Raw genomic sequence first — 12,219 nt, forward strand, 5'->3', positions numbered from 1 at the left:
TGAATTAATCGAGAATATCACCCATCAGATCGTGAGATTCGTCCATCGCCCCGAAGCGCACCCGGCAAATGGCGTTGATGCGCGTCCGGTCGTAGGGGGCCTTCACCCGGCGGTAGCTGCCCGTATAGCCGAACATCATGCCGCCGCGCAGGGTGCTTTCGAACAGCACGGTATCCTCGGAACCGACGGCTTTGGCGCAGAATGCGCCGTGCAGCCGCCCGCAAAGTTCTTCCAGTTCGGCGACGCGGCGCGTCGCCACCGACGGCTGCACCTTGCCGGGCATATCGACGGCAGGCGTTCCGGGACGCTCCGAAAAAGGAAATATGTGGAGGAAAGCGGGCTTGAGTCCCTCCAGAAAATCGTACGTCGTGCGGAAATCCTCCTCGGTTTCGCCGGGAAAGCCGACGATGACGTCGATGCCGATGAAGGCGTCGGGCATCAGCGCCCGCACGGCGGCGATGCGGTCGGCGAAACGCGCCGTGGTATAGCGGCGGCGCATCAGTCCGAGAATTTTGTCCGAACCGCTTTGGAGCGGAATATGGAAGTGATGCTGGAATTTAGGTGACGCGGCGCAAAATGCTATGATTTCATCCGTTAGAAGATTAGGTTCGATGGACGAAATCCGGTAGCGTTCGATGCCTTCGACTTCGTTGAGCGCACGCAGCAGGTCGATGAAACGCTCGCCCGTCGTACGGCCGAAATCCCCCGTGTTGATTCCCGTGATGACGATCTCCTTCTGTCCGGCCGCAGCGATCTGGCGGGCTTCGGCGACGAGGTCCGCGATCGGCATGTTGCGGCTGCCGCCGCGGGCATAGTGGATCGTGCAGTAGGCGCACTTGTAGTCGCAGCCGTCCTGCACCTTGAGGAAAGCGCGCGTGCGGTCGCCGCTCGAAAAGGCCGCGAAGAACGAAGTGAGCGATTCGGTATCGCAGCTGTAAATCTGCGCACGGCCCTTGCCGGAGAGTTCGACCACCCGTTTATATAACATTCCTTTATCATTATTGCTCAGCACGATATCAACGCCTTCGATCGCCGCTATTTCCTGCGGTTTGAGCTGCGCGTAACAGCCCGTCACGGCGATGATGGCACCGGGATTGCGGCGGTGGAGTTTGCGGATCAGGTTGCGGCATTTCTTGTCGGCGTGTTCCGTGACCGAACAGCTGTTGATGACGCATATGTCGGCCTCGGCGTCGGGTGCGACGCGCACGAAACCGCCGCGCTCGAACTCCCGCGCGAGGGTCGAGCTTTCCGAAAAGTTGAGTTTGCAGCCGAGGGTGTGGAAATTTACTCTGCGTTGTTGCATAAATTGTCGTTATTTACCGGGCGAAATTACGAAAACTGTGCGAAAAGGGAGGGCTTTTCCGAGAAAAAAGCGTAAATTTGCGCGCAATATAAGGAACGAGGCATGGAATTTTTCAGCGACCTGATTCAATACGGCTACTTGTCGAACGCGCTGGCGGCGTGTGTCCTTTCGGGCATAACGTGCGGCGTGATAGGCACCTATGTCGTATGCCGCCGGATGGTTTTCCTCGCCGGAGGCATCACGCATTCCTCGTTCGGCGGACTGGGCATCGCGTTTTACCTCGGCACCGACCCGATCGCCGGGGCGATGATCTTCGCCGTACTCTCGGCGCTGGGCATCGAATGGGCCGGCAGCAGGGGCCGCATCCGCGAAGATTCGGCCATCGGCATCATCTGGTCGGTGGGCATGGCCGTCGGCGCGCTCTTCATGAGCCTGCGGCCGGGCTACACGTCGGGCGATCTCTCCGCATACCTGTTCGGCAGCATCGTCACCGTGACGCACGGCGACGTCGCGGCGCTGACCGCTCTGACGCTGTTCATCATCGCCGGAGCGCTGCTATGGCTGCGGCCGGTGATGTACGTGGCCTTCGACCGCGATTTCGCCCGCAGCCGGGGCATTCCGACCCGCGTGATCTCCTACGTGATGGCGGCCCTGATCGCCGTGACGATCGTCCTCTCGATCCGCATCATGGGAATCGTCCTGCTGATTTCGCTGCTCACGATGCCCGTTGCCATAGTCAATTCGCTCTCGCGCTCGTACCGGACCATCGCGCTCTGCGCGCCGCTGGTCGCCGTGGCGGGCAACGTCGCCGGACTCGTCGCAAGCTACAATTTCGAAGTTCCGCCCGGAGCAGCCATAATATTTACACTCACTCTTACGCTTATTGTAGTAAAACTATTACCTTTGCGTAACAAAAAAGCCGGTGCCGCCGCATGAAAACCATCCATAAACTCGTACTGAAAGCCTACTTGGGGCCGATGGTCCTCACGTTTTTCATCGTGATGTTCGTCCTGATGATGAACATCGTGTGGCGTTACATCGACGAGCTGGTGGGCAAAGGACTCAGCGCAGGCATCATCATCGAGCTGATGACCTACTTCATGGCCAACATGATCCCGCTGGGACTGCCGCTGGCCATGCTGCTGGCGGCCATCATGACCATGGGCAATCTGGGCGAGAACTACGAGCTGCTGGCCATGAAGTCGGCCGGCATGTCGCTCATACGCATCACCAAGCCGCTGATTATTCTGGTAAGCCTGATCTCCGTGGGCAGCTTCTTCATCGGCAACAACCTCGTGCCGTACGCCAACAAAAAGGTGTTCAGCATCCTGTACGACATCCGCCAGCAGAAACAGAGTCTCGAATTTCAGGACGGACTGTTCTTCAACGGCATCGACAACATGTCGATCCGCGTCAGCAGGCAGGAGCCCGAAACGCATCTGCTGCACGACGTGCTGATATACGACAACCGCGCGGCCAACGGCGACATGAACACCATCGTGGCCGATTCGGGATACATCCGTCTTTCGGACGACAAGAAATACCTGCTGGTGACGCTTTTCAACGGCGAGACCTACGAGCAGACCCGCAGCAGCCAGTGGTTCACCCAGAGCAAACTGCGCCACCACATCTTCGAGAAGCAGGATCAGGTGATCCCGATGGAGGGCTTCGCGATGGGCCGCACCGACGCCAACCAGTTTTCGAACAGCCAGACGAAGAATATCAACGAGCTGCAGCACGACATCGACTCGCTCGAAAAAATGGTGAACAGCGCGACGACGCGCTCGTACGAACCGCTGCTCAAGGAGCAGATTTTCTCCCGCGACAACTCGGTGCTCCCGCAGCCCGACAGTCTCCGCATCGACAAGAGCCGGTTCCGCGACATGGCGGCGATGGACTCCATCGCTACGCTGCAGATGCGGGAAAAGGAGCGCGTATGGAATCAGGCGCGCACGCTGGCCAAGAACTCCCGCAACATGTTCTCGTTCGACGAGTCGGCGGCAAAAGAGGCGCTCAACCAGCTCTACCGCAGCAAAGTCGAATGGCACAAGAAGATGTCGCTGCCGGTGTCGATCATGATCTTCGTCCTGATCGGCGCACCGCTCGGCGCCATCATCCGCAAGGGCGGACTGGGACTTCCGGTCGTCGTGTCGATCATCTTCTTCGTGATCTACTACATCATCAGCCTGTCAGGCGAGAAACTGGCCAAGGAGGGGAGCTGGGACGCCGTATACGGCATGTGGCTCTCGACGTTCATCCTCACGCCCATAGCGATCTACCTGACCTACAAGGCCACGAACGACTCGGCGCTGCTCGACACGGACTGGTACGCCGGAAAATTCAAGGCGCTCTACGAACGCATGCGACCCGCGATCAACAAATTGAAAAACGCTATAAAACTCAAACGAAATGGCAAAAAGCACGATTCTGAATAGTGTGGAAGAGGTTATCGAAGATTTCCGCAACGGCAAAATAGTGATCGTCGTCGATGACGAAGACCGCGAAAACGAAGGCGACTTCATCGTAGCGGCGGAGAAAATAACCCCCGAAATCGTGAATTTCATGCTCAAGGAGGGCCGCGGCGTACTCTGCGCACCGCTTTCGGAGGACCGCTGCGCCGAACTCGGCCTTAACATGATGGAGGAGAACAACACCTCGCTGCTGGGAACTCCCTTTACCGTGACCGTCGATCTGCTGGGCCACGACTGCACCACGGGCGTCTCGATCCACGACCGTGCGGCGACGATCCGCGCACTGGCCGACCCGGCCACGCGGGCCACGGACTTGGGCCGTCCGGGACATATCAACCCCCTGCGCGCACGCCAGAAAGGCGTACTCCGCCGTCCGGGACATACCGAAGCGGCGATCGACCTTGCGCGGCTGGCAGGCTTGCAGCCCGCGGGCGCGCTGATCGAAATCATGAACGAAGACGGCACGATGGCCCGTCTGCCGCAGTTGGTCGAGATCGCCAAGAAATTCGACCTCAAAATCATCTCGATCGCGTCGCTGATCTCATACCGGCTGAAGGAGGAATCCATCGTCGAGAAGGGCGAAACCGTGGACCTGCCGACCGCATGGGGCGATTTCCGCATCACGCCGTTCCGCCAGAAGAGCAACGGGCTGGAGCATGTGGCGCTGACCAAAGGCGAATGGACCGAGGACGAACCGGTGCTGACCCGCGTACACTCGTCATGCGCCACGGGCGACATCTTCGGCTCGTGCCGCTGCGACTGCGGCGATCAGTTGCACGAAGCGATGCGCATGATCGAAAAGGAGGGTAAGGGCGCGATCATCTACCTCCAGCAGGAGGGACGCGGCATCGGACTCTGCAACAAAATCAAGGCATACAAGCTTCAGGACGAGGGACTGGACACCGTGGACGCCAACGTGCAACTGGGCTTCGGCGTGGACGAGCGCGACTACGGCATCGGCGCGAGCATCATCCGCGAAATGGGCATCAAGCACATGCGGCTGATGACCAACAACCCGCTCAAAAGGGCCGGGCTGGAGGGCTACGGACTGCGGATCGACGAGATCGTGCCGGTGGTCATCGCCCCCAACGAGCACAACCTGCGCTACCTGAAGACCAAGGAGGAGCGCATGCACCACACGCTCGGACTGGACAAGAAATAACCCGGCTCAGAAGGCCCGCATTACGCACAAGAGACGAAGCATAACATACGAAGAACAATGAATCCGAAAGAGCTGCGCATCGTATTTATGGGTACGCCCGAATTCGCCGTACCGTCCCTCCGGGCGCTGGTCGCCGGGGGCTACAACGTCGTGGCCGTGGTCACGACGCCCGACAAACCCGCCGGACGGGGCCAGAAACTGCATCAGAGCGAGGTTAAGCTGGCCGCGCTCGAACTGGGACTTCCGGTATTGCAGCCCGAAAAGCTGAAAGCGCCGGAGTTCGTCGAAGCCATGCAGGCGCTGAAACCCGATCTGGGGATCGTCATCGCGTTCCGCATGCTTCCCGAAGTGATCTGGGCCATGCCGCGGCTGGGAACATTCAACCTGCACGCCTCGCTGCTTCCGCAGTACCGCGGGGCCGCGCCGATCAACTGGGCCGTCATCAACGGAGAAACAGAGACCGGCGTCACGACGTTCCTGCTCAACCACGAAATAGACAAAGGCGCGATCATCGCGCAGGTGCGCGTGCCGATTCTTCCGAAAGACAACGTGGGCACGATGTACGACAGACTGATGCACACCGGAACGGCGCTCGTGACCGAGACCGTGGACCGCATCGCCGCAGGGGATATTCAGCCCATGGAGCAGACGGGAATCGACGAGAGCCGCCTGCATCCTGCGCCCAAGATCTTCAAGGAGGACTGCCGGATCGACTGGTCGTGGGAGGGACGGCGGATCGTGAACTTCGTACGCGGGCTTTCGCCCTATCCGGCCGCATGGACCGAAATGCGCAAAGAGGGCGAAACGGCATCCCTCACGGCGAAAATTTATGCGGCGGCGTTCGAAGGGGCGGCGCACAACAAAGCGGCAGGAACCGTCGAAAGCGACGGACGCACCTTTATCCGCGTGGCATGCGCCGACGGGTGGATCACCCTCGGCGAGTTGCAGATAGCCGGTAAAAAACGGCTTCCGGTGCGCGAGCTGCTGCTCGGACTGCGGGACATCGGACAGTACCGGTTTCAGAAATAACCTCATCCGGCGATCGGCAGGAATATATCAATAAAAAAGGGGCTTGCGCAAGCCCCTTTCGATTATCCTTTGATTTCGTATCCTTTGCCGAGTTTCTTTTCGATCTCTTCCTTCGGCAGCGGGCGCGTACAGAAGAACCAGTCGTAGCACTTCACGCCTTCAGGCTGGTCGTTCATGTCCTCGCCCTTCATCGGAACGATCACCTCGTCGCCCGGACGCCAGTCGGCCGGCATCGCCACGCCGAACGCGTCGATGGCCTGCAAGCCCACCAGCACGCGCTTGATTTCGTCGAAATTGCGGCCCAGCGCCAGCGGATAATAGATCATCGCCCGCAGCACGCCCTTGGGATCGACGAAGAACACGGCGCGCACGGCAGCGGTCTGGCTTTCGCCGGGCTGGATCATGCCGTAGAGATTGGCAACCTTCATCGACACGTCGTCGATAATCGGAAATTCCACCTTTATATCCTTCATGCCCTTGTATTCGATCTTTTCGCGGATCGTGCGCAGCCACGCGATATGGCTGTTGCGGCTGTCCACCGAAAGACCGATCAGCTCGCAGTTCAGCGCCTTGAACTCCGCAGTGCGGGCGCCGAAAGTAAGCACCTCCGAGGTGCAGATAGGCGTGAAATCGGCAGGGTGGCTGAAAAGAATCACCCATTTGCCTTTGTAATCGGCCGGGAAGCTGACCTTCCCCTGCGTCGTCATCGCTTCGAATGCCGGAACGGGTTCGCCCAGACGCGGCAGTTGCTGTTCGTTCTTGTCCATAACTGAATGATTTAATGTATATGTCCGGGCACGCAAAGTTGATGCCCTGCAGACTAAACATCGGGATTACGTCTACCAATTTACTGTTTTTCGGGAGATTATCCTAATTTGCATTGTCCGTTTCGCGCTCCGGCGCGAATGTGTCTATACAAACAACGTTTTTGAATATCCGGGCGAAGGGACTGTGATCCGGACCGAAAAAAGCCGCCCGGATTTCTCCGGGCGGCTTTTCCATAAGCGTCGCTGCGGTCAGCGGATCTTCTTGATGATCTCGCCGCCGTGATGGATGGCTTTCTCGTTTTCGGGAAGCATCTTCCAAGCGCGTTCGGGAAGCGATTTCTTGAGGCCGACCATCACGTTCTCCATTTCGACCACGGGGCGCACCTTGAGGTAGCCGCCGAGGATCATCGTGTTGAAGAGTTTGGCTTGTCCCATTTTGGCGCATTCGGCCGTGGCGTCGATCGAGTAAACCTCGATGTCGGTACGCACAGGGTGGCGCGTGATGCCGTTGGTATCGTAGATCAGCACGCCGCCCGGTTTTACCATTGGTTCGAATTTCTCCATCGACTGCTGATTCAGGATGATCGCCGTATCGAATTCATGGGCGATAGGCGACGAAATCTTCCGGTCCGAAAGGATCACCGTCACGTTGGCCGTGCCGCCGCGCATTTCGGGACCGTAAGAGGGCATCCACGTAACTTCGAAATCCTGCATGACGCCCGAATAGGCCAGTATCTTGCCCATCGAGAGGACGCCCTGTCCTCCGAATCCTGCGATAATTAAAGTCTCTTTCATATCGGTCCTCTTATTTTACGTCCTTGATATCGCCCAGCGGATAGAAGGGCAGCATGTTCTGCTCAAGCCACTCGTTCGACGCGACGGGCGAAAGTTTCCAGCCGCTGTTGCAGGTCGAAACGACCTCGACCAGCGAGAAGCCTTTGCCGGCCATCGAATTCTCGAACGCCTTGCGGATCGCCTTCTTGCACTTGCGCACGTTGGCCGGCGTATGCACGCTCTGGCGCGTGATGAAAGTAGCGCCGTCGAGGTGGGCCATCATCTCGGCGATCTTGTAGGGATAGCCGTTCAGACGCGGATCGCGGCCGTAGGGGGTCGTCGCGGTCTTCATGCCCAGCAGGGTAGTCGGAGCCATCTGGCCGCCCGTCATGCCGTAGATGGCGTTGTTGATATAGACCGCCACGACATTCTCGCCGCGGGCGGCCGCATGGATCGACTCCGCGGTGCCGATGGCCGACAGGTCGCCGTCGCCCTGATAGGTGAAGACCAGATTGCCGGGATGCAGCCGTTTGACGGCCGTAGCGACGGCCAGCGCGCGTCCGTGCGCCGCTTCGATCCAGTCGATGTCGATGTAGTTGTATGCGAATACGGAGCAGCCCACGGGCGAAACGCCCACGGTCTTCTCTTCGAGACCCATCTCTTCGATGACCTCCGCAATCAGTTTGTGTACCGTACCGTGACTACAGCCGGGGCAGTAGTGCATGACGTTGTCGGTAATGAGCTTCGGTTTGGCATAAACCAGATTCTCCTTTTTGATTTCAACCTCTGCCATAGTCTTTACTTTTTAATCAGTTTTTCCTTGAGTGCGGCAAGCACCTCGTCGGGGGCGAACATCATACCGCCCTGACGGCCGAAATGCTCGACGGGAGCCGCGCCGTTCACGGCCAGCCGAACGTCCTCGACCATCTGACCCGCATTCAGCTCGGCGGAGAGGAAGCCCTTCACGCCGCGCGCGGCCAGTTCGGCAAGCGGCTTCTTGGGGAAAGGATAGAGGGTGATCGGACGCAGCAGGCCGACCTTGAGTCCTTCGGCGCGCGCCATCTCGACCGTGGCCGAGCAGATACGGGCCGACGAGCCGAACGCCACGATGACATAATCGGCATCGTCACAGTCGATCGCTTCGTAGCGCACCTCGTTCTCTTCGAGGGCCTTGTATTTCTCCTGAAGGCGTTTGTTGATGATCTCCATCTTCTCGGACTGCAGCTCCAGCGACGTCACGATATTGCGCTGACGGTCGGCGGGTTTGCCGTAGGTCGCCCACGACTTGCACTCGGCGGCAATCTCCTCGTCGGTCTTGCGGGGACGCTGCGGCGCGAGCACCACTTTCTCCATCATCTGTCCGATGGCGCCGTCGGCCAAAATCAGCGCCGGATTGCGGTACTTGAACGCCAGATCGAACGCGACGGCCACGTGGTCGTGCATCTCCTGCACGGAATTGGGCGCCAGCACGATCAGGTGGAAGTCGCCGTGACCGCCGCCCTTGCAAGCTTGGAAATAGTCGCCCTGCGAAGGCTGGATGGTGCCCAGCCCCGGACCGCCGCGCTGGCAGTTGATAATCAGGCAGGGCAGCTCGGCGCCCGCCAGATAGCTAAGCCCCTCGGACATCAGGCTGATGCCGGGGCTAGACGAGGAGGTCATCACCCGTTTGCCGGTCGATGCGCCGCCGTAGACCATGTTGATCGACGAGATCTCCGATTCGGCCTGCAGCACGACCATGCCCGTGGTTTCCCACGGTTTGAGTTCCATCAGCGTCTCCATCACCTCCGACTGGGGCGTGATCGGGTAGCCGAAATATCCGTCGCAACCGTAACGGATCGCCGCATGGGCGATCACTTCGTTGCCTTTCATCAGTTTTACCTCTTTCTCTGCCATAGCTTACTCGATTTTTTGACGATAAACCGTGATGACGCTGTCCGGGCAAATCACCGCGCACGAAGCGCAGCCTATGCAGGCGTCGGGATTTGCCATCCGGGCCACGGGGTAGCCCTTGCTGTTCACCTCAGCCGACATGCCCAGCACATTGCACGGACACGAAGCGACGCACACTCCGCATCCTTTGCAGCGTTCCTTATCGACAACGACTGTTCCTTTTATTTTAGCCATAAGCCGTAGTTTTGTTAAGTTCCTTACAAATATATAAAAAAATCCCGAAGATTCTAAACGAATGCAACAAATCTTATCACGAAAAACGGATAAGTGAAAGCAGTGCGGCCGGAATCCAGCATCCCGAACGCACTGCACACAAAACATTTCGGAGGTTTTATTCCGCCTTGGGATCGGGTCCGTATTTATTTTCGCCCCTATGGCCGCCGATGCAGAACCAGACGAGGAAAAAGAGGCTCCACACGAAAAAGACCAGCATTACTGCAAGATAGCGATTCCGGCGCATCCGCAAAAAAAAGACAGCCTTTTCGGGCTGTCTTTCAATCGAACGCGGACGGCGGCTACTCCTCGAAGGAGTGGATCACCACGCCGGAGCGGAGTTTCGGCTCGAACCACGTCGTCTTCGGAGGCATGATGTTGCCCGTGTCGGCGATGTTGATGAGCTGCTGCATCGAGACGGGATAGAGGGCGAAAGCCGCCTTCATCTCGCCGCTGTCCACGCGGCGTTTCAGCTCGCCCAGACCGCGGATGCCGCCCACGAAGTCGATCCGCTTCGAAGTGCGCAGGTCTTTGATGTCCAGAATCCGGTCCAGCACCAGATTCGACAGCACCGTGACGTCCAGCACCCCGATCGGGTCGTTGTCGTCGTAAGTGCCGGGCTTGGCCGTCAGGCTGTACCAACGGCCGTCGAGGTACATCGAGAAGTTATGCAGTCCCGAAGGGCGGTACTCTTCGGCGCCCTTGTCCTCGACGGTGAAGTTTTCGGCCAGCTTTTCGAGCAGCTGGGCGGAGGTCAGACCGTTCAGGTCCTTCACCACGCGGTTGTAGTCGATGATGCGGAGCTGGCCCGCGGGGAAGGTCACGGCAAGGAAGTAGCAGTACTCCTCACGACCCGTATGGTCGGGATTCCTGCGCTGGCACTCCTGTCCCACACGCGCCGCGGCGGCCGTGCGGTGATGGCCGTCGGCGACGTACAGCGCCGGAATATCCTTGAAAATCTCCGTAATACGGTTGTTGGTCTTCCTGTCGCGAATCACCCACAACTTATGTCCGAAGCCGTCGGCGGCCGTAAAATCGTACTCAGGAGCGTTGTTTTCCACCACGCCGGCCACGATGGCGTCGATCTCGGCGTTGTCGGGATAGGCGAAAAACACCGGTTCGATATTGGCTTTCTGGTTGCGGACGTGGATCATGCGGTCCTCCTCCTTGTCGGGGCGCGTCAGTTCGTGCTTCTTGATCGCGCCCGAAAGGTAATCCTCGTAGTTGCAGCACATCGTCAGACCATACTGCGTACGGCCGTCCATCGTCTGCGCATAGATATAATAGTACTCTTCGGGATCCTGTTCGAGCCAGCCCTTTTCGCGCCATGCGCGGAAGTTTTCGACGGCCTTGTCGTAAACCTCCTGCGAATGTTCGTCCGCAATGGGGTCGAAGTCGATTTCGGGCTTGATGATGTGCAGCAGCGAACGCTCGGTGGCTTCGGCCTTCGCCTCGGCGGAGTTCAGCACGTCGTAGGGACGCGACGCCACCTCAGAAGCGTACTGTTTCGGGGGGCGTATTCCCCGGAAAGGTTTGATTCTTACCATATGTTATGATTCATATGTTATACACTATTTGTTCACCTGAAACCGGGTATTGCCGTTCTTGAAGAAGTCCACGATCTGATTCGCGGCGGCAAGGCCGGCGTTGATGTTGGCTTCGGCGGTCTCGGCGCCCATCTTCTTCGCCGTGGCGAACACCCGCCTGCCGAATTTTTCGTTCAGCTCGGACTGGATGCCGGCGGCGATGTCGGTAATGTATTTCAAGTCTTCGCGTTCGGTCAGGGCCTTCATCACTCCCTGCTCGTCAATCACCTCCTTGCGGGCGGTATTGACCAGCGTCGCGCCCTTGGGCATCGACATCAGCAGGTCGTAGCCGATCGAGCCTTTGGTCTGCTCCGTCGCGGGGATATGCAGCGAGAGGTAGTCCGAGTTCTTATACAATTCTTCGACCGAATTCACTTTTTTCACGCCGTCGGCCTCGAAAACGGCCGAATCGGTGATAAAAGGATCGTAGGCGATCACGTTCATGCCCATCGCCTTGCCCTTGCGGCCCACCAGCCGGCCCACGTTGCCGTAAGCATGGATACCGAGGGTCTTGCCCTGAATCTCGGAACCCGTGCCGGGCGTGAAGCCGTTGCGGGCCATGAAAATCATCATGGCGAGCGCCAGTTCGGCCACGGCGTTGGAGTTCTGGCCCGGAGTGTTCATCACCACGATGCCGCGTGCGGTAGCCGCCGCGAGGTCCACGTTGTCGTAACCGGCACCGGCACGCACCACGATCTTGAGGTTCCGCGCCGCTTCGATGACTTCGGCCGTCACCTTGTCGCTGCGGATAATCAGCGCATCCACGTCGGCCACGGCCGAGAGCAGTTCCGATTTGTCGGTATATTTTTCGAGCAGGGCCAGTTCGTATCCGGCGCCTTCGACGATCTGACGGATGCCGTCTACGGCCTTCTTGGCAAAGGGCTTTTCCGTCGCAACCAATATTTTCATACCTGTATTTTCGATTAAATGAATAAAATCTATGTCCGACGCCGCACGTTTCCTC

12 protein-coding genes are annotated in these 12,219 nt (G+C 58.6%); 4 read left to right on the forward strand and 8 right to left on the reverse strand.

Annotated elements, in window-relative coordinates:
• Window positions 1-4: 4 nt before the first annotated feature.
• Window positions 5-1,303 carry a tRNA (N(6)-L-threonylcarbamoyladenosine(37)-C(2))-methylthiotransferase MtaB gene (gene mtaB / locus HMPREF9720_RS09975; protein ID WP_009598199.1) on the reverse strand — a complete coding sequence of 433 codons (1,299 nt, stop codon included), beginning with the start codon at window positions 1,301-1,303 and terminating at the stop codon, window positions 5-7.
• 102 nt (window positions 1,304-1,405) lie between these two features.
• Between mtaB and HMPREF9720_RS09980 the strand changes: the two genes are divergently transcribed.
• From HMPREF9720_RS09980 to fmt, 4 genes are read left to right on the forward strand one after another with little or no spacing between them, the layout of a single operon-like run.
• Window positions 1,406-2,239: a metal ABC transporter permease gene (locus HMPREF9720_RS09980; RefSeq protein ID WP_009598273.1), complete on the forward strand. Its 834-nt coding sequence runs from the start codon at window positions 1,406-1,408 to the stop codon at window positions 2,237-2,239.
• On the forward strand, window positions 2,236-3,738 hold the full coding sequence (locus tag HMPREF9720_RS09985; RefSeq protein WP_009598257.1) for an LptF/LptG family permease: 1,503 nt from the start codon (window positions 2,236-2,238) through the stop codon (window positions 3,736-3,738). Before HMPREF9720_RS09980 ends, HMPREF9720_RS09985 begins: the two co-directional genes overlap by 4 nt.
• A complete protein-coding gene (locus tag HMPREF9720_RS09990) occupies window positions 3,713-4,936 on the forward strand; it encodes a bifunctional 3,4-dihydroxy-2-butanone-4-phosphate synthase/GTP cyclohydrolase II (RefSeq protein WP_009598143.1) in 1,224 nt (407 codons plus the stop codon). The genes HMPREF9720_RS09985 and HMPREF9720_RS09990 overlap by 26 nt, the downstream gene beginning before the upstream one ends.
• 57 nt (window positions 4,937-4,993) lie before the next feature.
• The gene (gene fmt / locus HMPREF9720_RS09995) at window positions 4,994-5,965 is read left to right on the forward strand and encodes a methionyl-tRNA formyltransferase (protein ID WP_009598272.1); all 972 of its coding nucleotides are present in this window, start codon (window positions 4,994-4,996) and stop codon (window positions 5,963-5,965) included.
• A 62-nt stretch (window positions 5,966-6,027) separates the two neighbouring features.
• Here fmt and HMPREF9720_RS10000 read toward each other — a convergent pair whose 3' ends face one another.
• The 7 genes from HMPREF9720_RS10000 to HMPREF9720_RS10030 form a co-directional block, all read right to left on the reverse strand.
• Window positions 6,028-6,732: a peroxiredoxin gene (locus HMPREF9720_RS10000; protein WP_009598154.1), complete on the reverse strand. Its 705-nt coding sequence runs from the start codon at window positions 6,730-6,732 to the stop codon at window positions 6,028-6,030.
• A gap of 249 nt (window positions 6,733-6,981) precedes the next feature.
• The gene (locus HMPREF9720_RS10005) at window positions 6,982-7,527 is read right to left on the reverse strand and encodes a 2-oxoacid:acceptor oxidoreductase family protein (protein WP_009598297.1); all 546 of its coding nucleotides are present in this window, start codon (window positions 7,525-7,527) and stop codon (window positions 6,982-6,984) included.
• A gap of 10 nt (window positions 7,528-7,537) precedes the next feature.
• Window positions 7,538-8,299: a thiamine pyrophosphate-dependent enzyme gene (locus HMPREF9720_RS10010; protein ID WP_009598236.1), complete on the reverse strand. Its 762-nt coding sequence runs from the start codon at window positions 8,297-8,299 to the stop codon at window positions 7,538-7,540.
• A gap of 5 nt (window positions 8,300-8,304) precedes the next feature.
• Entirely contained in the window at window positions 8,305-9,399 is a 1,095-nt protein-coding gene (locus HMPREF9720_RS10015; protein WP_009598287.1) for a 3-methyl-2-oxobutanoate dehydrogenase subunit VorB, read from the reverse strand.
• Window positions 9,400-9,402: 3 nt separating this feature from the next.
• A complete protein-coding gene (locus HMPREF9720_RS10020; RefSeq protein ID WP_009598251.1) occupies window positions 9,403-9,630 on the reverse strand; it encodes a 4Fe-4S binding protein in 228 nt (75 codons plus the stop codon).
• 341 nt (window positions 9,631-9,971) lie between these two features.
• Window positions 9,972-11,216, reverse strand: coding sequence for a DUF1015 domain-containing protein (locus HMPREF9720_RS10025; protein WP_009598238.1), 1,245 nt, complete (start codon window positions 11,214-11,216; stop codon window positions 9,972-9,974).
• Between the two features lie 24 nt (window positions 11,217-11,240).
• On the reverse strand, window positions 11,241-12,164 hold the full coding sequence (locus HMPREF9720_RS10030) for a 3-phosphoglycerate dehydrogenase (protein ID WP_014776577.1): 924 nt from the start codon (window positions 12,162-12,164) through the stop codon (window positions 11,241-11,243).
• Window positions 12,165-12,219: the final 55 nt, after the last annotated feature.

It is taken from the genome of Alistipes sp. HGB5, assembly GCF_000183485.2.
Classification (GTDB): Bacteria; Bacteroidota; Bacteroidia; order Bacteroidales; family Rikenellaceae; genus Alistipes; species Alistipes finegoldii.